The following is a 20,003-nucleotide window of genomic DNA, read 5'->3' as shown; positions in this document are numbered from 1 at the left end:
CTTCTGCGGGCGAGTCGGTCACCTGGCGGCGGTCGGGGTAGCCCCGGCCGTCGTCGTAGCTGCGGACGTGGTGGCGCTGCCGGTGGTCGTGGCCCGGCTGCTGGTCGGTGCAGCGCCGACGGCGGTACGCGCACCCGCGGTGAGGATCTGGCCTGCGCTGCGGACGGTGTCGGGGGTGGCGAGGAGCTGGGCGCTGCGGCCGAGGACGGCTCCGACCTTGTCGGCGAGGGTGCTGTCGCCGGTGAGGTCGGCGGCGAGCGCGACGATCCACCGCACCGTCAACTGCACCGGTGTCTCGCCGCGGTTGCCGACCGGGACGCTGTCGTAGGAGCCGTGTTTGACGGCGGTGTTCCAGTACGAGGTGTCGGTGACGAGCTGCGCGAGACCGGCGTTGTCGTCGATGGTGCGGGTGACTTCCTCGAACGCGACGTTCACCGCGGAGTCGATCGTTGCCGGGGGCACGAGCTTGACCGCGGCGGTGCCGACCTTCGCGGCGAGGATGCCCAGTGCGGCAGGAGGGTTGGTCAAGCCGACAGCGGCGAGCTGGCCGATGGTCTCCGGGGTGATGACGTCCTTGGCGACGGTGATGGCAGCGCCGATCGCCATGCCGGCGATCTTGGTGACCGCGCTGACCGCTTCGTCGTCGTCGACGGCCGTCGGGTCGGAATACTTGGCCATCTTCCCGAGCACGGTGTCGGGGGCGCTGGTGACCTCGAACTGACCGCGGTCGGTGTCGAAGTCGAGGTTGTCGTTGACCACCGAGGCGCCGGTGAGCAGTGCCGAGCGTCCGACGGCGGTGGAGACGTCGGTGAGGATGCGCACCGGGTCGCGGGTGTCCATCGAGGACTGTCCGGCGATGTTGGCGACCATCTTCGCGGCAGGGGTGTTCGCGGGGGTGTCGCACGCGAGATCGCCTGCGGTGCAGTAGGAGGCGACACGGTCGGCGACTGCGCCGAAGTCTGCCTCGGCCGGGTCGGGTGCGATGCCGCCTCCGGCGGGTGGTGTCGAGGCGACGGCCGGTGCGAGCTGCACGGACTGCACCGCTGCGCCGTCGGTGCCCGGGGCCGGAGCTGGGGTGCTGTCGCCGCCGCCGAGGATCGGTTCGCCCTGTCCGCGGGTGGGGTCGGAGAACAGTGCGCCGCCGGCGAATCGGTCGGCGTCGATGGGCCCGTTGCCGGCGCCGATCTCGCGAATGACCTCGGAGGCGATCTGACCGCCCTGGGAGTACCCGGAAACGAATACTCGCGTGCCGGGGCACTTCGCCGCAATGTCGCCGATCATGGTGGTGGCGTTGTCGATACCGGTCTGCACGGACGTTGCGTAGGTGTCGGAGGACCGGTCGCCGGGCTTGCCGCCGAACGACGCCGGGTAGGGAACGTAGCTGCGGTCGAGGGCGGGTTCGGAGCCGGAGTTGGCGTCTCGCATCGCCGGGACGGTAAGCCGGGAGAAGAAGCCGGAATCGTCGTCGGGCGAGCTTTTCTCGTCGATCTCGGTGGTGCCGGGGACGACGACCAGGTGCAGCGGTGCGCACCCGTCGGCGGCGGCTGGTGTCGTTGTAGTCGGTGCGGCGTGTGCCGTGGCGGCGGCGAGGAGGGTCGCGGCGACGGCGGTGGCCGCGACGGCGGTGCGGGCGACGGTTCGCCGGTGATGGTGGTGTGCGGTGCTCATGGGTGGTGCCTCTCGTCGAGCTCGGATCAGCGGCGGGTGATGGCGGTGATGGAGGTGGTGCCGCCGGACTCGGCGGTGGTGAAGCGTTGAGAGGAGGTGCGGGGGTCGATGCCGGGTCCGCGTTCGAGAACGGTCACGTCGTAGATGCCGGGTGAGTCGGGGTCGGCGAGGACGCAGAACTCGACCGCGGGTTCGAGTGCGTCGATACCCAGACGCAGGCGCTCGGCCGAGGCCATGACGGCTTCCGGTGCACCGACGGCGCGGGCAGCGACCGGGTCTCGGTCGTAGTAGAACGCCTTTTCGAACCGCCAGATCGCGCTCAGGCCGGGATCGGTGTTGTCCTCGGTGACGGGCTCTCCCGCACCTTGTCCGATGCACCAGGTGAAGTCGGCAGCGGCAGCGCCGCCCGCGGCCGGTTTTGCCGCGACGGGCGGAGCCACACTTGTGGCCGGCAACAAGGGGGCCGAATCTGTGGTGACCGTATCCTCTGTCGCACCGGTGAGGAACAGAGCCGCCGCACCGACGGCGCCGAGCAGCACCAGAAGCGATGCGCCGACGGCGACGGCGGATCGATGTCGGTGCCACCAGGACCGCTGAACGGCCGGTTCTGCGGTACCGCTTCGCAACGTCCGGGTTTGGACGTCGAAGGACGGCGACGGGTCGCTCAGCCACCCGTCGTCGGTGTCGGGATTACGGTCCGCGAGAACAGTGAGACGCCGTTTGGATGTGGTGCTCGCTGATGTAGCCGAGGTGCAATCTTCGGCCGGGGCGGGCGAGCTGTCCCCCGTCGATAGTGTCGCGTCCGCGAACCAATCGTCGTCGGTCGCAGTGTCGTCGGGGTGAACCATAGCGAAATCTCCTCGGTCGGAAGGGGGCAGCGTCGGGTGCGAACGAGCGGTGCCGGCCGCACCCGACATCGGTCAGGCCGCGATGTTCAGTGCGGACAGTGCGCCGGTCAGGGCTGCGGCACCGTGATCGAGGTCGGGGGCGTTCTCGCCGATCGCGGTGTCGACAGCGGCCAGAACGTCCGCACCGCCGGGCAGGTTGGTGACCGCCTGGCGGGCTTGCTGGACAACGGCGGGAGCGGTGTCGGTGACCTGCTGCACGTCCTGCGGCGGCGCCCACACCGGCGCGGCCGGGGCTACCGGTGCCGCGGCGACCGGTGTCGGTGCGGGGACAGGCGCGGGCTCCTCGATGATCTGCTGTTCGCCGCCGAGGACGGTCGCGCCGAGGATGCCGCCGATAGTCGCGCCCGTGATGGTTAGACCGAGGACGATCGGTGCGGACAGGGCAGCGCCGGCGGCCCCACCTGCGAGTGCGGCCGCGCCGGGAATGAATACCCACCCGACGGGGCCGCCCCAGACGATCGCACCGCTGCCGGTGGTTGCTGCGACACCGAGCGCTCCGCCAAGGCCTGCTCCGGTGGCGGTGCTGACTGTCGCGGGGACGAGTGAGGTCAGGAACCCTGCGGTGCCGCCGGCGACGATGCCGGTGGCGACGCCTGCGGAGATGCGGTCGGCGCGGGGTGCGTCGGCGAATCTGTTGTCGACGAGTAAGTTTCCGCCGTCGGCTTGCAGTGCCTGACTGGTGTTGTTGAACTGTTCCACCAGGTTGCTGTCGACGAGGTTCTGGTCGTACGGCACGATTTCGCCGCCGACGCCAATGTATCCGTAGGGGATGTCGATGGGCGCGATGACCTTGCGTTGCACAGTCGGTGCGGGCGCTAGGGGTTGCGGGGCACTTTGCAGTGCGGGCGGTCCCTGCTGAGCGGGTGCCTGTTCGTAGTACGAGGACTGCTGGTTGCCGGACCGGTAGTCCTCGTAGCTGCGCCATTCGGTCTGTTGCACGCGGGGCGACGCCTGGTAGCCGGGAAGGAAATGGCGCTGCGCGGTGGGCGCCGGTGTCAACGGAGTCGTTCCGGTGGTTCCGGACTGGGCGGTGTCGGGGGCGGTGACGAAGTCCTGTGGCGCAGCATTCGCTAGTCCCTGACTGAACGTGAGCGCCAGCAGCAGAGGTATCGCAGTGCATGTGCCTGCACGGGGTCTATGAACGTTGTGTTTACCGGCCTTCTGCATCGCGAAGCTCCTTGCTTAGTTGGTTTGTGGCACAACCACATCGGCATACGAGCGTGCCCGCCCGGGTCTGAGGGTCGAACTCGGGACGACACGATGGCCTGCCGTTGTGTTCAGCGTTCGGTTGTTTCGATCGCGGCTCTCATCTCGCCGCGAGATCCGGCTCGCACAGGGTCAGGGGTCGTGGTGCGACCCACCGCGCGACGACGAGTCCGTCGTCCGACCACGATTCGTGCTCGCGGTCGAGGTGTTCGAGCAACGAGCAGCGGAAGCGGTCGCCCGTGACCACGTCGACGACAGTCTCCGAACATCCAGGCTTGGTCGCTGTATCGCTATCTGTTGCCATGTCGCTCGCCCCCGTCGTAGTAACTCGGCAAATATAGCAATAAAAACGCAAAGAAAACCATAGAAACGACACACTCAGTCCGGTAGAAGAGATCTTGTGAGATCTCCAGGCAGTGGGGTTGGTCTTGGTTTTTCTTGCCGGTGCAGGCTGAGACCCCCTACTGTTCTGGGCGTGGACGGTTATGGACGTTTGGCCGAGTACGCGTGGAAGCGCCGTACGCAGCTGGGTCTGTCGCGTCCGCAGGTTCGCGAGCGGGGCGGCCCATCAGTGCCGACTCTCAAGGACATCGAGGAGGGGAGTGGGCGGACCGTGTCAGCCGGAACTCTCGGCAAGCTGGACACTGGTCTCGAGTGGCAGCCAGGAAGCGCCGCCGATGTCCTTCGAGGTGGCGAGCCGCGGAGCAAGTCGTCGGCGGAAGTGGACGCCGTTCTGGGCCCTGACACGGTGGTCGTGTCCGTGCGAGTCGTTCTCGACCTGTTGTCGATCTCCCGAGAACTCGACGCTATGGCGCGTGACCGTCAAGATCTGGCCGAGCTGACTGCTCTGTCCCGTCGCATGGGAGTCGCTCTGCGTCCGATCTACGGCGAGTACGTCACGCGCTTGTTCGAGGAGAACAGACGCCAGAACGGTTCGCTGTCGCCGATCTACGCAATGTTCGGGCAACTACTCGATGAGCCGGTTGAGTCCACCGATGAGGGGGAGCGGGAGGAACGTCTTTACAGACGATGGCTCGCTGGTCGTGACGTCGATGTGCCCGCTGAAACGGTGGCTCGGTTCGAAGCGCGTCTAGACGGGGGGAAGAAGTGACGGGAACTGCGGCGCAAGAGGCGGTGCCGGTCCACGTACGACTGGACCTCCTTTTCAAGATCTGGCGAATGAAGGAGGGCTCGGAACGAAGTCCTGAGTCTGTGGCATCGGAGGTCAGTACGGTTCTGGGCCGACACGTCACCGCTCAGGAGATCTCCGGTCTGCGTGAGGGGACGCGTACCGCCGCACGAGACATGCTCGAGGCGATCGCGACCGTGTTCCCGTCAAGCAGCAGTTACCTGCTCGACGATTCGGCAGCGCCGAATATTCACAGTCAGCTCCGGTTGATCGAAGAGGTGCTCCATGGAGGGATCACCGGCATGAGGCTCCGGACAGGTGACGAACGTATGCGTATCGAGCACCTGACCGGTCTCCTGAGCGACTTGCGCCGCGCGCGCGATGCCGGTCCGTAACAAACTTCTGGTTATCAATTCCTGGGGGGGAAATGACGTTCTCAGCACATGATGTGATCGCGGCCGCCCGCGCCATCGAAAAGTTGGTCCCGAGTCCGTGGGATAGAACGGCCTTCCTGCAAGCCCTGTCCGAACACAGAGGCCGGCCGATCGCACTGGTTCCCATCGACGCGGTGACGCTACAGGGATTGCCATGCGGACTGTGGCTGCAGTTTCACGATCACGACGAAATCGTCTGTCACGCTGACTCATCGAGCTACCACGTCGACCAGACAATCATGCATGAAGTCGGACACATGGTTCTGGGTCACGGGGGATCGACAGCTGCCGACACCACGTTGCGCGAACTCTGCCCCGATATCGACCTCGATGCGCTCGAATCGGTCATGAAAAGGTCGAACTTCGATGATGACCAGGAAGGCGAAGCCGAGACGTTCGCTGATCTGCTCATGTCGGCAGCAGTGTCGCGCTACAGGCGTTCCCTTGCGATGCACGACTTCTTGGGTCTGACGTGACGTCCTCGGTCCCGATGCTGGTGTCGTACCCGCTGCTGCTATGGAGCCTCGCCATCCTCCTCGCCAGGCTCGTACTCGTCAGCCGAACGGTCACCTCGCGTCTCGTCAACCTTGCTCTGACGCTAGGAATTACGTCTGGTCTCGCGCGCGAAGGGTCGATCCAATCGGCGGTGGCGACAGCGACCGGCGACGTGATCGACGTGCCGTTGATGCAGCAACTCGGGACTGTGGCGCTACTACTGGCGCTCGCACCGCTGATCGCTATTGCCCTCCGGTGGCGACGACCCGACAGACACGCGGCGACGACAACAGTGGTGATGATGCTTGCGATCGTCAGCGGAGCGCTCATGATCGTCGTCGGTTCGTCGGCACGGGCCTCCGGTGCGTATATCGATGTCCAACCGGGCTGGCGGACCGCGGTGTACTTCGCACTATTCTCTGCGTGGGCTGCTTTCATGCCTTGCCTCTACCTGCGTGCTTCTGTGGGAGAGCTCCGCCGCGGTCAGCTGCCGGCACACGTGTCCGTGGTCTTCGTGTTGTTCGCAATCGTGTCCGTGTGGGGCTTGGAGGAAGCCTTCTCGATCTTGCTGATGGGAGCGTTCGCAGCGGCCGGTCTCGCACGGGACTTCGTGGCATTGCGGGTGACGCTGAACGAGGTGAGCTTCATTTATATGCTGGCCTTAGCGACGCTGTGCGCAGCGTTACCCCTCTGGCAAGCGGTCACAGAATCGCTGGGCGTCGACCGCTGGACCCGGTCGATCCACTCTCTGACACCCATGTGGTCGGACCTGATTCGGACCTGCCCGGAGGTCGTGCTCCGTCACCCGGTCCCGCAGTCGTCGCAACTGCACCGAGCTCATCGCATGTGCGTGGAGATCAGAGATTCGCTCAGCTTGCTGGGGCGCTACGTCGAGGATCTCTCAGACCAGGTGTCGGTCGACAACAGGTCAGCCGCGGAAGCCTTCTACCTGGCAGCACGCAGACGACGCGACGACGAGCCGGCCGGAGCGTTCACGAAGGTGCCGATCGAGCCGTCGGTCGACCTGAAGCAAGAAGTTCGAGTACTTGCCGCCATTGGACGGTACTGGCCAACCGAGCCGGAACATAGCGCGACGACGCAGGGGGAGCAGCAATGATCGATCACACCGTAGGACCTATTCGAGCGTCCGACCGCGTTCTGCCTCACCCACCGCGGCGACTACCGGTGGTCGGCGACGTCCTGGACCTACACGTCACCGAATCAAGCCAATGGGCGATGAGGGATGCGCAGAAGTACGGTTCGATCTACGAACGCAACGTATTCGGGACCCGCGTGACGTACGTCTCGGGGCCCGTCGAGGCCGCTGCCGTCAACGACGAGACAACATGGGCCAAGTTTCTCGGTGTACCCATGGGCAATTTACGACAAGTGGCCGGCGACGGACTGTTCACCGCATACAACTCCGAACCGTCCTGGGCTGCTGCCCACGCAGTTCTGGCACCCGCGTTCACCCAGTCGTCGATGCGGCGATATCACGACACGATGGTGGGGAAGACGGAGCAGCTGTTGTCCTCGTGGACCAGTCGTGGACCGGAAGCGTTGGTCGACGTGCCGGCGGATATGAACAAGCTTGCGCTCGGAGTGATCGGGGAGGTGGCCTTCGGCTATGACTTCGGGTCGTTCGGCGACGCTGCACCGCACGAGTTGGTGGTGCGGATCTCTCGGGCTCTGAAGTACATCAACCGAGCGGCGTACTCTCACCCCGCTATCGAAGCGACAGTGTTCAGGCGTTCACGAGACCAACACCGAGCCGACATTCACGTGGCGCAACGACTCGTAGACGACATCGTCGCGACGCGGCGTCAGCGAGACGCGCCCGGTACCGGTGATCTGCTCGATCTCATGCTGCGCACCGCGGACCCGGCAACCGGGGAGCGACTATCCGATCAGAACATCCGCAACCAGATTCTCACCTTCCTCGTTGCTGGCCAGGAAACATCAGCCGGGGTGATGGCGTTCGCTCTGCACTTCTTGTCGACCCATCCGGAGGTGGTCGAGCGAATCCGAGTGGAGCTCGCGTCGGTCTGCCCTGACGGTGATCTCCAGTTCGACCACGTGGGCAAGCTGCGATACCTGCGGCGTGTGGTCGACGAGACGTTGCGCCTGTGGCCGGTGGCGCCCGGTTACTACCGCAAAGCTCGTCGAGACACGATGGTGGGGGAGCACCCCTTCGAGAAGGGGGAGTGGGTATTTGTGGTGTTGCTGCAATTGCACCGCGACGCGGCGTGGGGCGCCGACCCAGAGCGGTTCGACCCGGATCGCTTCGAGCGTGGTCGTGTTCCGGCGAACCTTGCTGATCTGTACAAACCGTTCGGGACCGGACTACGCGGCTGCATCGGCCGACAGTTTGCCTACCACGAAGTGCTCGTCGCTCTTGCACTCATTGTGGGTCGAGTCGACTTAATCGATGACCCCGAGTACTCACTAAAGGTAGACGAGACAGTCACTCTAAAGCCCCGAGATCTCTCCCTGCAGATCCGTATACGATCCGATCCGGCTGCGTAACTCCCAAAGGCTTTGTCGGCACGGAGGCGCAGCGCTACTTACTTCTCAAGCAGCCGGCACAGGCTGGCTCACCATCGACGACGACACGATGCCGGTGACACCGGGCCAGCGCATTTCTGTCGATACCACCACCACCACCACCACGCCTACAAGTAGGGACGTCCCAAGGGTGGAACGTGACATCGAGGCGAACAACGGGCAGGGCACCGTCACATACATCGACGACCGCAACGGAACGTCCATCACCGTGCCGGCGGGTTCGGAAATAGTAATCCGCGACGACCCGTTCCGGTCAGTTATCGACGCGTTCACCGCACCCCTCGATCAGGAAGGCATCGACACCCTCAAGATCGACTCGACACAGTCCGCGGTCGATCCCGAGGTCATCGGATCCGCGAGGAGGACCGGCCTGCGTACCGCTTCGAGAACGTCGAGCGACTCCTCGACAGCTCTTTTCGGACCGCCACGGTTCACGTCGAGACCATGCAGCTCAGCGAGAACAACAGCCGCAAGTGGTGGTTCTCCGAGCAGGGCGAGACATTTACTGCACGGGTCACGGACGACCGCTTCCTGCTCGGTGTGCGAAGTGGGTTCCGACCGGTGGGGGCCGCCGACAGACTTCGAGTTGAGATGGAGGAGCGGACGATGCGTCGGCCCAGAGGCGGGGTCCGCGTCGAGCGAACGATGCTGCGCGTAACAAGCATCGAGCGCGCACCGGTTCAGGACGAGTTGCGGTACGAGTTCGGCGACGACGCCTCCGACTGACGCGTGGTGAGGAACCGGATGCGTTCCGGACCGAAGTCCCACCCGACCCCGCACCCACAAAGTAGCCACACCAACCGACAACAAGCGCCCCTAACCCACCCCCGGCTGAGGGGCGCTTCGTCGTTCCCTTACCTATTCTCGGCGTACCAGGCGAACGCGAACTCATCCATCGACGCCGGCGTTAAAACCTTCCCCGTGCACGACTGCCGCTGTGGACTGTTCGGCTGGCTGCCCATGCACCCCAGCCACCCCGCCAACTTCACCTGCGTCTCCTGCAGCGCCGCACTCGTCTTCGGATAGCTGGCGCCGAGGCCGTCTTGCACGTCGGCGAGCGTCGCACCGATGTCCGGGATCGCCGACGCGCACGCGGACGAGAACAACGCCGCCGCGCCGCCCTTCGTCATGTCGCACGGCTCGAACTGGGCAGTGACGATCCGCTGGTACGAATCAATGGTGCTGTTCGTCATCGGCTCGGCCGCAGTAGTCGTTGCGGCCACCGTGGTGGTGGGTGGCGTCGTCGCCGCTGGCACAGCGTCGTTGCTCTGTGAGGAGCAGCCCGCGAGGGACAACACGATGGCGACCGACGTGGTAATTGTCCGCTTCATGCCGCAATCTGTACCAGACCGCTTGGTACTAGAAGGCGAAAGTCTATTGCCGCCTGCGGCCGTTGCAACGCCTACCGATCGAATCCCAACGTCAGTGCAAACCCGCGATCCTCGGTGTTCTCATGGCTGACCACCGCTTCCGGCGATCCTTGGAGCGAAACGATGTACTCCGAGGATCTGCGTTCTATGTCGACCGTCACTGGAAACACGCATGCTTGAGCCGCATCGAGGTAGCCCGCATCGATCTGACTCGACCCGAGGATGCTCACGCCATCACTGTCCTTGACGGTGAGGATGGCGCCCTCTCGAACCGCAGCAAGCGGACCTGATCCAACGCACACGTCTTGCGCGTACAAGAAAATGTTCACGTACTGCGGAGCGATTTCGACGGTTGTTCGCCATTTCCAAGGCACGTCACGGGCGGGTTGCGCGGTCCCAGCCATGGGGCTCGAACACCCGGCCAAGGCAAGAGTCAGCAAGACGAGGGCATAGGCGACGCGCATGCGCAGATGTTAGGCGACCGCCCGGTTTGGGTCGAGCGTCCGGATCGCCGCGTTGACACCGGCGTCGGTATATCTGGCGCGGTCAGCGGGACCGACGCAATAGGGCAGGAAGACGCGTTGCTGAACAGTCTTCTCGCGCGTCTGGATACCGTCCGCCTTATGACCAGGAAATCTAAGATGACGCTGAAGGAACTCCTGGGGCTGCCAGTGGCCGTCGACCTTGTTACCGCGTCCAGAGCACTCGGAATCGCGCGCACGACCGGGTACGAACTCGCGCAGCGAGACCAGTACCCGGTCCGGCTCATCCGCGCGTGTCAGCGGTACACAGTTCCTACGATCGAAATCCTCCGAGTGCTCGGTGTAGATGGGGAGTACCTGAGAGCCGCGCTAGGCGAAGCGTGATCGCCGCCGAACCGAGCGGTCTCGGCGCGCGTCGAGCAGCTAGCGGATGCTGTGGTACTCGTCGATGAAGATCTGCAACTTGTCCCGGCTCAGACCGGACTTCTCGATCGCGAACAAGACGTTCGCGCTCACGACTTCCTTACCTTCCAGGTGCTTACGGACATCGTCGTCAGTGACCTGGACGGTGGTCGAATCAGTGTCGCCGAATTTCAGATTGCGGTACGCGTAGGGCAATGGCATCACGCCAACCTAGCGCGTCGGTGCCACGCATAACGCGAGGTTCACCAACCACCCACCCCGACGTCCGGGTGAGACAGTCAAGTGATGACGCAAGAACTCGGCACCTGCGATGCAACGGGCTGTGGTCGACCAGCATCAACACGCATTGCCTCCACTGACGGCGTGATTGCGATTGGTGGAATCGAGCTGCTGCCGAAACCCGATGGTCGACGAATCACCTACACCCAGTACACCGACCTCTGCGAGGCGCACACGCCCAAGGATGTGACGCCAGAATAACGAACGTTTGAGTGCGGCGGGGGGCGGCGGTCGACTTGCTGGCCGCTCGGTATGGCGTCGCGCCGTTGGACGGCGATCTCGATTTGATCCCCAGGTAATCTGCGAATCCGCCGAACCGGTGGCTACACCATCATCGACTCTCGTGGAGGTGACCCGTATAGCCTCGTGGGTCACACGCCTTGCGCACCTGCGCCGGAGTATCGACGGGAGCACCCAGCGGTGACGAGCTATGGCTTCAAGTTGTTCAAACTCGAATTGGTGAAACGGGATGGTCGCACCGCCCAGCCTTGGACGTACGAAGGCCCCAAGAAGACCGAGAAGCTGGTACTCGACGATCTTGAGGCACTAATTCGCAAGCACATTGCCAAGCCGGAACGCGGGCTCCCCCTGGGCGCCGACGCACGCCCCCTCAGCGCGGCGGAACGTAAGGCACGCCCGGTCTTTCAGATAGAAGACGTCGACCGAGTCGGGACGCACGCACTCTTCCTGAAACTCAGATATGGCCGACACAGGGACGAAGACCTGGGTCTACCTGCGTCCGAACTGGCCACAACCACCCAGGTCGATTTAACCGAGATCGCCCCTACCCGCAGCTACCGCATCGGCATCCTGGCCCCGTCGTCTGGCAAGACCGGGATGATGGTGGTCGAGGCTATCGCCGGCGCTTGCCCGAGCAAGTATTTCATGAAGTGGATGCGCCGCTGGGCTGTTGATGCGGCCACAAAGGCAGATAAAGTCGACGAGTCGTGGCAGAAACTAACAGCCCACGCGGCCATGGATCCCGTCTTGCTTCGGCGCTACGTGAACCAGGCAAACGCTGACTCGGTGGTTTTGGTACAGCGCTCGACCGGAAGCTCGCGATTGCGTAGAGATGAGCGCTTCCGCGTGGAGGCTGCTGTCTTCAGTAATCAATCTAGGAAGGTCATGGAGCTGGCGGAGACCGCCATCGTCTCTGACAATACCGAGGAGCAGACCGACGCCGAGTACGCGAAGGAACTCGCCGAACTCCTCGGCAAAGACGACCTGTCCGACCTCGACTTCGACGACGGTTGGGTGGTCGTCGACACAGCATCGGGCAAACAGCAGATCAGCCCGTCCCGAGTGCCGGAGATTTTCGTGTACCCGATCGACAACAGACAACCGACCGACCGCAACTTCCGGGTCGAGACGAAGAAAGAAGTTGTCCGCGTTCGGCGCACCGTCGGAGCTACACTCGACCTGTCGGGCTGGTAGCGAGAGCTCAGCCTGAAAACCGGGAGGTGTCCGTGTCGCTGGAGCGTTTCTCGCTGACAAATGTGTTTGCCGCTCACTGGAAAGGCTTGTCCAAGCCCGCAGTCGGAGACGCTTTGCCTGAGCGAGACAAGGCAGCTCAGCTGGTGCTGGCCCTCGGGCCTGTATTGGCGGGTGTAGCCGTCGCTGGCCTTGGCGTCCAGTTGTCGTCCCCGGGCATCATCGTCGCGGCATTGTCCCTCCTGACCGGCTCACTCCTGACGGTGTTCACCCAACTTTCGACACTCCGTCTGAAGCTCACCGAGTGGTACGACGCAGATGAAGTCGAGCACCGTTCAGACAAGGACGCGATCGACGAGAGTGTCGCGCACGTCCTCACGGCGGCACTGCTCTCTCTTGTCGCAACCATGGTGGCCGTCGCCGCCGTCGTCGTCGCAGACACGCAGCTTCCTGTGCTGCAAGGCGGAGTGGCCGCAGTTCTTGTGGCGGTGGTCGCCTACGTACTACTGCTACTCATTATGCTGATACCGCGTCTGTACGGCGCCTACGTCTCCGTGCATGACATCGACGACAACCTTAACGGCCAGGTTCGAGACCGGTCCCGCAAGACCATGCGTCGTATGAGATTCGACGACTGACACGACCAGGCCTAAGGAAGCGAGCCGTGCAGAGGGAAGAGTCTCGGGTCATCGCGACCGGTTCTCATCCAGCGAACGCCGCGCGAGTCGACGAACACAATCGATTGCTTCCACTTTGACGAATCGGGAAAAGTTGTGCCCTCGCCTGGCGCTACATCTCGATACAAGAACCGCCACCGTTTCGGCGCTTCCGAGCCAGCTTTCAACACCTCAAGACGGGATGGCCTATCGCTAGTTGGGCTGCTTTCCGCCGTCCACTCGGACTCTTCTTCGGTGTGGCGGGGAGTTCCAATCCGCAGATCCAGGATCGGTTGGTCGCTGTTGTTCGAGACGATCGTGCGCATCTCCGAACCCCAGTGCTCTGTTCTCAGGGTGATGAGGCGTGCCTGGTCCGCCCGCCTGTCAGTGTCTTCATCTCGGCGAGTCTGTTCTTCACGGGCGAAGCGGCGACTATCACGGATAGCGACAAACAGCGCGACCCCCACTCCGAGCGTGGTGAATATTGCCCCGAGGGGCGCAACGATCGCGGCCAGGAGCTGTAGCCCGTCGGGGACAACTCGGTCCGGACCGCGGCTTCCTGCGGCGAGCGACAGCGGCAGTGCGATAACAACAAGCGCGCCAACTACGACGCCAATCCACCAAAATCGTCCTAGTCGCTTGAACAAGCTCATTCCTGTGCTCCTCCTGCGAGTTAGAATGCACCGCGGTACGGGCCTCGATGGAATGTTCAGTTGGTCTCCGATGGTGGCCGGCCATCCCGCCGCGTCGCTAGCCACCAGTCCCGGAGTGGCCCGTCGTTAGTCACGAGGTGCCGATGCGTGCGCAGGAGCTCTGTAACCTGTTCAGGCGTCAACGGTTCAACGGATTCAGTCATGAACGGTTGGACGCAAACCGATGCTGATCGGTTCCGTCAGATTCCGGTGCCGCTGCTGAGGTCGAAGCTGCCCCATGACGGTGTGGCTTTCGGCTCGGCGGCGAGCGCGACCTTCACGGCCCGTTCGAGCTTCGGCTTCGGGACGGTATGACAGTAGGCCGCGGCGTCGCACTAGGCGGCGAGACGATAGTACGCGGGGTCCATGCGCTGTCTGGTGCCGGTGTCGGCTGTGAGCCCGTGGGCCTGGGCGTGACGCGCACCCGACTCGCCGCCTGCGTCCAGTCCATCTCCCGCCTCCTGAGATCGGCGCGGGGCCGAATGCTTCCCAAGTGAACCAACTGATGCCGGCCACCACCACTCGACCCCGCACACTCACGATAGCGAACACATGTTCGAACGGCAAAGTTGTCCGTCGGCTGAAGGGTGGGTCATCTCGTTCGTTCTCAGGCCTCTGCGGTGGCCTTCCTGGGTGGCGCCCACTGGTAGATGGTTTCGGGCAGTCAGCCGTTCCAGACGTGGCCTTCGAGTCCGATCTAGGCTGGCGATCTACCTTGTGACCGCCGTTTTCCTCCGGCGCCACCGCGACGACATCGACCGACCCAGACGGGTGCAGGTCATCGCGATCTGCTCCGGGCTGGCAGCCCTGGCCATCGCCAGTGAATGGGTCGCATCCTTCGTCAGGCAGGAGCCGACGGGGTCAGACACTCCCGATCACTACTTCGACCTCCAAGTTGCCGTGGTTCCGTGCGCCCTCACCGTCGCAGTCTTGATGGTCACTGTCGGCTCCGGTCGAAAACTGAGCATGTAATCCGGTCGAAAAGTGAGCCCTCATTTCGACGATGGAGGAGTGATCACTGTGGAGGACTGGGCGTTGATTCGTCGGTTGCACGGCTCGGAGGGGATCTCGCAAGCACAGATCGCCCGCCAGTTGGGGTTGTCACGGAACACGGTGGCCAGGGCGGTGAACTCTTCGGGGCCGCCGCAGTACGAGCCCGGAACATGAGCAGCGACTAGACCGGACAGCAGCGCATCGGTGTCGTGTGCAATCCGGTCGTCGAGATGCCGGAGTCGAGTTCACGGCGTCTCGTCGACGTCGGGGAAGGGTGCCTGTCACTACCCGGCGCGTACACCGATCTGGCACGACCTGAGTACGCGACCTGCCGTGGGCAGGATCAGTACGGCGACCCGATCGAACTCACCGCCGGCTGCACCCTCGGACGCTGCTTCCAACACGAGAGCGATCACATCGACCGCACAGTGTTCGGCGACCGACTCTTGAGGCGCAGACGCAAGCAGCTCTACCGTGACCATGAGCCCGTCTCTGATCGATACGGAGCCGATCGGCCCGCGGAGTAAGGCCGGCAGTTCAGCGGACGGTCGTGGACTTGTATGAATCCGCTCCGCTCTCGATGACACGGGAGTGACACAGCTCGGTACCGACGACCATGAATCCCGATGGATCCGGTTGGACTGTTTCCGCAGATGAGAGGTCCTTTCGTGGACTGCGGCGGACCCTCCTGAACTGCTTTCGTCGTTCTCGTAATGAAAAGGTCAAGAGTTCGATTCTCTTAGGCGGCTCCACACAGTTCAGAAAAGCGGCCACGCGATACGCGTGGCCGCTTTTCCGGTCTCTGATCCCCTGTCCTAGCCGTTGACATCCATCTCTGCGGGAGCCTGTCGCACCGAGAACAGATTGCCGAACGGATCGAGCAGCTGGCACAGACGTTCACCGGTGAAGACCGTCTTGGGTCCCCGGTGTGCAACCGCTCCGTGGGCTGTCCAGTCCGCGACGATCGCATCCACGTCGGTCACGGTCCAGTAGGCGGAGACTCCTGCCGGCCCGGACGAGTTGTAGTCGTCGTTCTCGTGCAGCGTGAGCCGCACCCCGTCGATGTCGTAGACCACCAGTGCCCCGCCCCGCTGGATCGGTGTGCGACCCAGCCGGGCGGAGTACCACTCGACTGCGGCCTCGAGATCGTCGACGAAGTAGAAGACGTTGCCGACGGGCCCGAGGGCGAGGGGGGTGGTCATCGGGCGAGGAAGTCGAGAATGTCTGCGTCCAGGGCCTTCTGGTAGTCGCCGTAGATGCCGTGCGGTGCGCCCGGGTACACCTTCAACGTGCCGTCCCGGACGAGGTCGATGGACTTCAGGGCCGCCGCCGCGATGGGGACGATCTGGTCGTCGTCACCCTCGGCGATGAAGATCGGGACCGTCAGCGCCTTCAGATCTTCGGTGAAGTCGGTCTCGGAGAACGCCGTCACGCAGTCGTAGGCGGCAGCGAGGTTGACGTGGTCACGGCGGCGTGAGGACCGAATCCACTGCATGCTGGAGAATGGCGGTCGCTCGGTGCAGCGTGGCGGGATCGGTGGGCATCGCCCGGTCCCAGAACAGGCCGTCGAGAACCGTGTTGAGGAACGCGGCGTTCAGCGACTGATCACCCTGTGGCGCTGCACCTTCGGCGGCGAGAATGTCGAGCCACTGCTCGACTCTCCGTTGCGCTTCCTCGGCGAAGGACGCGTAGGCGGCTCGGATGTCTGCGGTGGGTTCGGGTACTGCGAACGCCTCGACGGTGCTGATCAACGCGCGCCGCGCCTGCGCACCGACGGCAGGCACCAGAACCTGCTCGAGGCAGCGCACGAGGCGATCCCGAGCTGGTATCGATCGGTCGTGGATGACGTCGGCGTCCGGTGTCACCACGTCGTAGATCGTGGCGAGAACGGCCTCGCGCAGTGCGCGCTGGGTGGGGAAGTGATGACGGAGAGATCCCATGCTCACTCCGGCGCGCGCGGCGACCGATCGCACGCTGAGTGTCGACGCCGGGTCCTCACCGATCATCTCGCAGGCAGCGATGAGTATCCGCGCCCGCGTGTCCGGGCCGGGTTCGTCCGGTGTCGGCATCGCGTCCCCTCTGTTCCTCTGCGCACGTTCCTGCTCTGAGCAGGACCGATCACTCGACCAGCACAATGTGCTAGCACGGTGTGCTAGCGTCGTGGCCATCGTTCGCAACAGTACAGCGTGCTAGTGGCACGGCCGGCGGAAGAGGAGCGAATCATGTTCGATCGAGTCAGGCGCCGCCGCGCGGCTCGTCGGGTGCGACCCGGCGACGGGCGAGCACTGCAGCCGTTCCGATGGTGGCAGTTGCTGGGACGTGCGCTGTTTCATCTCCCACCGTCGGGCCCCCATGAGCCGGAATGGTCCGTCGACATCAGGCACTGGCAGGACCAGGCCTCCGGTTCTGTCACGGCCGATCTGTACAGAGACGGTCTGTGCGAAGCACGGTCGGCACTGCCCGCCGCGTTCCCCGTCGAGGACGGCCGCATCGAGGTCGCGATGAGTGGTTTCGGTGTCAAGCGGTGCCATCTCGTCTCCGCTGACGGGAGCGAGCGGCAGCTGAGCCCCGACCCTCGCTCGGCCGAAGGGCGCCGGGCCCGATTCGACAGGCGGCACCCCGCGGCGAGTGCGGTCATCGGTGTCGTCTCGATCGCCCTCGTTCTCAGCGGAGTCCTGTCGCTCGCGGTGTACCTCGTGGAGACGGTGTCCCGGATTCCGCCGATCGCCGAGTCGATCGGGGTCGTCGCCGTACCGATCGATCTGCCGACATGGTCGACGGTCGCCTCCACCGTCGGTGCGGCCGTGGGCAGCACGGAACGTGCTCTGCGACTGCGTTATCACTGGCTCGACGCCGCCGGCAACTGATCTGCCGTCGTCCACCCCTGCTACCGAAGGGACATCCCGTGAACCGACACCACACGCGTACCGCTGCGGCGGCCGCGATCTGCCTCGTTCTCGTCGGCTGCTCGACGACCTCGACCACGTCGAAGCCCGATATCGAAGTGCAGCAACCACAGTCGATGCCCGACCTGAACTGGTCCGCATGTCCCGTCGGCGTCGGTGGCCCAGCCGAGGCACCGTCTCGCCTGCAGTGCGCGTCGGTGCCCGTGCCGGTGGACTACGACGACCCCGACGGTGAACAGATCGACCTCGAGATCTCTCGGCTGCCCTCCCAGAAGCCGGAGGAACGGCGAGGCGTGCTGTTGCTCAACCCGGGCGGCCCCGGCGGTGCGGGGCTCGACCAACCGACGTTCCTGGTGAATCAGGGCATGCCGCAGTCCGTGCTGGACAGTTACGACCTCATCGGTATGGACACCCGGGGGGTGGGCCATTCCAGTCCCATCAGCTGCGGTTTCACCGACGACCTGCACTACTACGGCGCAGTCCCGCCGTACGCGTACGACCAGGCTGCCTTCGACGAGCAGGTTCGCACTGCGAGAGAGGTCGCGCGTCGGTGCGCCGAAGAGGACGACGGCCTGCTGCGCCACGTGAGCACCGCGAACATGGCGCGGGACCTCGACCGCGTGCGAGCTGCTCTCGGTGAGGACACCGCGAGCTTCCTCGGATACTCCTACGGCTCGGCACTGGGCGCGGCCTATGCGTCGATGTTCCCCGAGAGCACCGATCGAATCGTGTTGGACAGCAACATCGGTGACACCCATCTCGATCGAGCCGGGATGCGGCGCTATTCCCGAGGAATGGAGGACACCTTCCCGGATCTCGCCCGGTGGATCGCAGAGCATCACGATCGATACGGCCTCGGTGCGACCGAGGACGAGGTACGGGCGACGTACTTCGACATCGCCTCCGGACTCGATGCCACGCCCGTGAACGGGGTGGACGGTCGCTCGTTCCGTCTCGCCACCTTCGTCACGCTGTACAACCCGGCGACGTACGAGACGGCGGCCGATGCATGGGTCTCGTACCGGGACGGTCTCGCGGCGGGTCAGGGTGGGGACCTGCCGCAGGCGGCTCCGGTGCCGTCGGCCGGCGACAACTCGTGGTCCGTCTTCCTGGCCGTCACCTGCAACGACGTCGAGTGGCCGCACGACGTGACGACATACGAGAACGCCGTCGCTGCCGACAGGGTCGACTACCCGCTCTTCGGCGCAGCGGCGGCGAACATCATGCCGTGCGCGTTCTGGGCCCATGCGCCGGCCGAGCCCCCGGTCGCGATCGGCACCGACGGACCGACGAACATCCTCATCGCGCAGCATCGACGTGATCCGGTCACGCCCTTGCGCGGGGGTGAACTGCTCGACGAGCGCTTCGGCGACCGCTCCCGGCTGCTCACCGTCGACGGCAGTGGACACGGTGTCTTCGCACTCGGAACCAACCCCTGCGCGCAAGAGGTGGTCGCCGAGTATCTCGTCGACGGCGCCCTGCCCGAGAAGGGCGCCCAGTGTCCTCGAGCGACGCAGTGAGCACCGGCCGACGCCGTGACATCTGTCATGACCGGCCGATGACAGTGTCACCGTATCCGGTGCACGCAGGCACTGGCAGCGGTCGGTCCTCTCGACGACTCTGGTTGTCGATGAACATCATTCGACCGGATCGACCGACGCGCGAGGAGGGCGACATGACGAACCCGCTGCACGACAGCACGCAGGACGCACCCACCACCGATGCCACCGCGAGGGTGGTGGACAGTCTGGGTGGCACCAGCGGCATGGTCCGCACCGCGATACCGGTGGTCGTGTTCGTCGTCGCCAACGCCGTCTGGACTCTGCCGGTCGCGATCGGCGCCGCGGTGATCGTCGCACTGGGACTGACCATCCATCGCGTCCGAGGTGGTGAGTCGATCGCCGGGGCGAGCGGCGGTCTCGTCGGCGTTCTCGCCGCCGGCGCCGTCGCGGCGATGACTGGTAGTGCGAGCGGCTACTTCCTCCTCGGCATCTGGACCAGCCTGGTGGTCGGCGTCGTGGTACTCGCATCGGTGGTGATCCGCAGGCCGGTGACCGGCCTGCTGTGGAACGCGCTGCACGGCAATCGATACGCGTGGCGACGGGACTCCTCGGTGCGCCGCGCCCACGACATCGCCACTCTCACTTTCGCGGTGCTCTTCGGTGCCCGGTACCTCGTACAGGACTGGCTGTACGACACCGACGCCACCGGCTGGCTCGCCGTCGCGAAGATCGCGATGGGTGCGCCGTTGTTCGCGGTCGCGGTGCTGGTCACCGTCTGGGCGTTCCGTCGTTCGACCACCCACTTCGTCCGCTGACAGACACCACTGACACACAGCTCTGCCCGCCCCACCAGAGGAAGGACCT

General features: G+C 64.5%; 24 protein-coding genes and 2 pseudogenes. 15 read left to right on the top strand and 11 right to left on the bottom strand.

Annotated features, from left to right (window positions below):
- Positions 1 to 18 precede the first annotated feature (18 nt).
- The 4 genes from HQ308_RS14805 to HQ308_RS14790 form a co-directional block, all read right to left on the bottom strand.
- Positions 19 to 1,668, bottom strand: a complete 1,650-nt coding sequence (locus HQ308_RS14805) for a cutinase family protein (RefSeq protein WP_222646919.1) — start codon at positions 1,666 to 1,668, stop codon at positions 19 to 21.
- A 26-nt stretch (positions 1,669 to 1,694) separates the two neighbouring features.
- Positions 1,695 to 2,108 (bottom strand): hypothetical protein, encoded by a 414-nt coding sequence (locus tag HQ308_RS14800; protein ID WP_222646917.1) that lies wholly within the window; start codon positions 2,106 to 2,108, stop codon positions 1,695 to 1,697.
- A gap of 480 nt (positions 2,109 to 2,588) precedes the next feature.
- Positions 2,589 to 3,575, bottom strand: coding sequence for a hypothetical protein (locus HQ308_RS14795; protein ID WP_222646915.1), 987 nt, complete (start codon positions 3,573 to 3,575; stop codon positions 2,589 to 2,591).
- 307 nt (positions 3,576 to 3,882) lie between these two features.
- Entirely contained in the window at positions 3,883 to 4,029 is a 147-nt protein-coding gene (locus HQ308_RS14790; RefSeq protein WP_222646914.1) for a hypothetical protein, read from the bottom strand.
- 228 nt (positions 4,030 to 4,257) lie between these two features.
- Between HQ308_RS14790 and HQ308_RS14785 the strand changes: the two genes are divergently transcribed.
- From HQ308_RS14785 to HQ308_RS14765, 5 genes are read left to right on the top strand one after another with little or no spacing between them, the layout of a single operon-like run.
- Complete coding sequence (locus HQ308_RS14785) at positions 4,258 to 4,893, top strand: XRE family transcriptional regulator (protein WP_222646912.1); 636 nt, start codon at positions 4,258 to 4,260, stop codon at positions 4,891 to 4,893.
- Entirely contained in the window at positions 4,890 to 5,306 is a 417-nt protein-coding gene (locus tag HQ308_RS14780) for a hypothetical protein (RefSeq protein WP_222646911.1), read from the top strand. Before HQ308_RS14785 ends, HQ308_RS14780 begins: the two co-directional genes overlap by 4 nt.
- 32 nt (positions 5,307 to 5,338) lie before the next feature.
- Entirely contained in the window at positions 5,339 to 5,821 is a 483-nt protein-coding gene (locus HQ308_RS14775) for a hypothetical protein (RefSeq protein WP_261776127.1), read from the top strand.
- Positions 5,818 to 6,957 carry a DUF6545 domain-containing protein gene (locus HQ308_RS14770; protein WP_222646910.1) on the top strand — a complete coding sequence of 380 codons (1,140 nt, stop codon included), beginning with the start codon at positions 5,818 to 5,820 and terminating at the stop codon, positions 6,955 to 6,957. Before HQ308_RS14775 ends, HQ308_RS14770 begins: the two co-directional genes overlap by 4 nt.
- Positions 6,954 to 8,366 carry a cytochrome P450 gene (locus HQ308_RS14765; protein WP_222646909.1) on the top strand — a complete coding sequence of 471 codons (1,413 nt, stop codon included), beginning with the start codon at positions 6,954 to 6,956 and terminating at the stop codon, positions 8,364 to 8,366. Before HQ308_RS14770 ends, HQ308_RS14765 begins: the two co-directional genes overlap by 4 nt.
- Before the next feature lie 45 nt (positions 8,367 to 8,411).
- On the opposite strand, the gene HQ308_RS14760 is transcribed toward HQ308_RS14765, so the two are convergent.
- The gene (locus tag HQ308_RS14760) at positions 8,412 to 8,678 is read right to left on the bottom strand and encodes a hypothetical protein (protein ID WP_222646908.1); all 267 of its coding nucleotides are present in this window, start codon (positions 8,676 to 8,678) and stop codon (positions 8,412 to 8,414) included.
- A gap of 171 nt (positions 8,679 to 8,849) precedes the next feature.
- Here HQ308_RS14760 and HQ308_RS14755 point away from each other — a divergent pair, with 171 nt between their 5' ends.
- Positions 8,850 to 9,131, top strand: a complete 282-nt coding sequence (locus HQ308_RS14755; protein WP_222646907.1) for a hypothetical protein — start codon at positions 8,850 to 8,852, stop codon at positions 9,129 to 9,131.
- A gap of 128 nt (positions 9,132 to 9,259) precedes the next feature.
- Here HQ308_RS14755 and HQ308_RS14750 read toward each other — a convergent pair whose 3' ends face one another.
- Positions 9,260 to 9,736, bottom strand: a complete 477-nt coding sequence (locus tag HQ308_RS14750; protein ID WP_222646905.1) for a hypothetical protein — start codon at positions 9,734 to 9,736, stop codon at positions 9,260 to 9,262.
- A 71-nt stretch (positions 9,737 to 9,807) separates the two neighbouring features.
- Positions 9,808 to 10,239 (bottom strand): hypothetical protein, encoded by a 432-nt coding sequence (locus HQ308_RS14745; protein ID WP_222646903.1) that lies wholly within the window; start codon positions 10,237 to 10,239, stop codon positions 9,808 to 9,810.
- A 159-nt stretch (positions 10,240 to 10,398) separates the two neighbouring features.
- Here HQ308_RS14745 and HQ308_RS14740 point away from each other — a divergent pair, with 159 nt between their 5' ends.
- The 4 genes from HQ308_RS14740 (at position 10,399) to HQ308_RS14725 (ending at position 13,028) form a co-directional block, all read left to right on the top strand.
- A complete protein-coding gene (locus tag HQ308_RS14740; RefSeq protein ID WP_261776126.1) occupies positions 10,399 to 10,641 on the top strand; it encodes a DNA-binding protein in 243 nt (80 codons plus the stop codon).
- 324 nt (positions 10,642 to 10,965) lie between these two features.
- Positions 10,966 to 11,160, top strand: coding sequence for a hypothetical protein (locus HQ308_RS14735; protein WP_222646901.1), 195 nt, complete (start codon positions 10,966 to 10,968; stop codon positions 11,158 to 11,160).
- Between the two features lie 219 nt (positions 11,161 to 11,379).
- Complete coding sequence (locus tag HQ308_RS14730) at positions 11,380 to 12,393, top strand: hypothetical protein (RefSeq protein ID WP_222646899.1); 1,014 nt, start codon at positions 11,380 to 11,382, stop codon at positions 12,391 to 12,393.
- A gap of 32 nt (positions 12,394 to 12,425) precedes the next feature.
- Positions 12,426 to 13,028: a hypothetical protein gene (locus tag HQ308_RS14725; protein WP_222646898.1), complete on the top strand. Its 603-nt coding sequence runs from the start codon at positions 12,426 to 12,428 to the stop codon at positions 13,026 to 13,028.
- Positions 13,029 to 13,039: 11 nt separating this feature from the next.
- Here HQ308_RS14725 and HQ308_RS14720 read toward each other — a convergent pair whose 3' ends face one another.
- Positions 13,040 to 13,699 carry a hypothetical protein gene (locus HQ308_RS14720; RefSeq protein WP_222646896.1) on the bottom strand — a complete coding sequence of 220 codons (660 nt, stop codon included), beginning with the start codon at positions 13,697 to 13,699 and terminating at the stop codon, positions 13,040 to 13,042.
- Between the two features lie 1,059 nt (positions 13,700 to 14,758).
- Here HQ308_RS14720 and HQ308_RS14715 point away from each other — a divergent pair.
- A pseudogene (locus HQ308_RS14715) lies at positions 14,759 to 14,893 on the top strand (helix-turn-helix domain-containing protein); the annotation flags it as partial.
- Between the two features lie 47 nt (positions 14,894 to 14,940).
- Positions 14,941 to 15,258: a peptide deformylase gene (locus HQ308_RS14710; protein WP_308115786.1), complete on the top strand. Its 318-nt coding sequence runs from the start codon at positions 14,941 to 14,943 to the stop codon at positions 15,256 to 15,258.
- A 288-nt stretch (positions 15,259 to 15,546) separates the two neighbouring features.
- Here HQ308_RS14710 and HQ308_RS14705 read toward each other — a convergent pair whose 3' ends face one another.
- From HQ308_RS14705 to HQ308_RS14695, 3 genes and pseudogenes are all read right to left on the bottom strand, one after another.
- On the bottom strand, positions 15,547 to 15,933 hold the full coding sequence (locus tag HQ308_RS14705; protein ID WP_222646894.1) for a VOC family protein: 387 nt from the start codon (positions 15,931 to 15,933) through the stop codon (positions 15,547 to 15,549).
- Positions 15,930 to 16,190: pseudogene (locus HQ308_RS14700) on the bottom strand (alpha/beta fold hydrolase); the annotation flags it as partial. The gene HQ308_RS14705 and the pseudogene HQ308_RS14700, both read right to left, overlap by 4 nt.
- A gap of 4 nt (positions 16,191 to 16,194) precedes the next feature.
- Positions 16,195 to 16,800: a TetR/AcrR family transcriptional regulator gene (locus HQ308_RS14695; protein ID WP_222646892.1), complete on the bottom strand. Its 606-nt coding sequence runs from the start codon at positions 16,798 to 16,800 to the stop codon at positions 16,195 to 16,197.
- Between the two features lie 153 nt (positions 16,801 to 16,953).
- Between HQ308_RS14695 and HQ308_RS14690 the strand changes: the two genes are divergently transcribed.
- The 3 genes from HQ308_RS14690 (at position 16,954) to HQ308_RS14680 (ending at position 19,954) form a co-directional block, all read left to right on the top strand.
- Complete coding sequence (locus HQ308_RS14690) at positions 16,954 to 17,598, top strand: hypothetical protein (RefSeq protein ID WP_261776124.1); 645 nt, start codon at positions 16,954 to 16,956, stop codon at positions 17,596 to 17,598.
- Positions 17,599 to 17,636: 38 nt separating this feature from the next.
- Entirely contained in the window at positions 17,637 to 19,157 is a 1,521-nt protein-coding gene (locus HQ308_RS14685) for an alpha/beta hydrolase (protein WP_308115785.1), read from the top strand.
- Positions 19,158 to 19,267: 110 nt separating this feature from the next.
- Positions 19,268 to 19,954 carry a DUF3159 domain-containing protein gene (locus HQ308_RS14680; protein WP_222646890.1) on the top strand — a complete coding sequence of 229 codons (687 nt, stop codon included), beginning with the start codon at positions 19,268 to 19,270 and terminating at the stop codon, positions 19,952 to 19,954.
- The last annotated feature ends 49 nt before the right edge of the window (positions 19,955 to 20,003 follow it).

It is taken from the genome of Rhodococcus sp. BP-241 (assembly GCF_019836145.1).
In the GTDB taxonomy this organism is placed as follows: Bacteria; Actinomycetota; Actinomycetes; order Mycobacteriales; family Mycobacteriaceae; genus Rhodococcoides.
Note: the sequence above shows the minus strand (reverse complement) of the source record. Positions and strands in the feature narration are given on the sequence as shown.

Coding starts and splice junctions, on each gene's coding strand:
- HQ308_RS14765 (WP_222646909.1), top strand. CDS start 6,954: ATGATCGATCACACCGTAGGACCTATTCGAGCGTCCGACCGCGTTCTG.
- HQ308_RS14735 (WP_222646901.1), top strand. CDS start 10,966: ATGACGCAAGAACTCGGCACCTGCGATGCAACGGGCTGTGGTCGACCA.
- HQ308_RS14680 (WP_222646890.1), top strand. CDS start 19,268: ATGAACATCATTCGACCGGATCGACCGACGCGCGAGGAGGGCGACATG.
- HQ308_RS14775 (WP_261776127.1), top strand. CDS start 5,339: ATGACGTTCTCAGCACATGATGTGATCGCGGCCGCCCGCGCCATCGAA.
- HQ308_RS14745 (WP_222646903.1), bottom strand. CDS start 10,239: ATGCGCGTCGCCTATGCCCTCGTCTTGCTGACTCTTGCCTTGGCCGGG.
- HQ308_RS14740 (WP_261776126.1), top strand. CDS start 10,399: ATGACCAGGAAATCTAAGATGACGCTGAAGGAACTCCTGGGGCTGCCA.
- HQ308_RS14750 (WP_222646905.1), bottom strand. CDS start 9,736: ATGAAGCGGACAATTACCACGTCGGTCGCCATCGTGTTGTCCCTCGCG.
- HQ308_RS14720 (WP_222646896.1), bottom strand. CDS start 13,699: ATGAGCTTGTTCAAGCGACTAGGACGATTTTGGTGGATTGGCGTCGTA.
- HQ308_RS14690 (WP_261776124.1), top strand. CDS start 16,954: ATGTTCGATCGAGTCAGGCGCCGCCGCGCGGCTCGTCGGGTGCGACCC.
- HQ308_RS14705 (WP_222646894.1), bottom strand. CDS start 15,933: ATGACCACCCCCCTCGCCCTCGGGCCCGTCGGCAACGTCTTCTACTTC.
- HQ308_RS14755 (WP_222646907.1), top strand. CDS start 8,850: ATGCAGCTCAGCGAGAACAACAGCCGCAAGTGGTGGTTCTCCGAGCAG.
- HQ308_RS14695 (WP_222646892.1), bottom strand. CDS start 16,800: ATGCCGACACCGGACGAACCCGGCCCGGACACGCGGGCGCGGATACTC.
- HQ308_RS14805 (WP_222646919.1), bottom strand. CDS start 1,668: ATGAGCACCGCACACCACCATCACCGGCGAACCGTCGCCCGCACCGCC.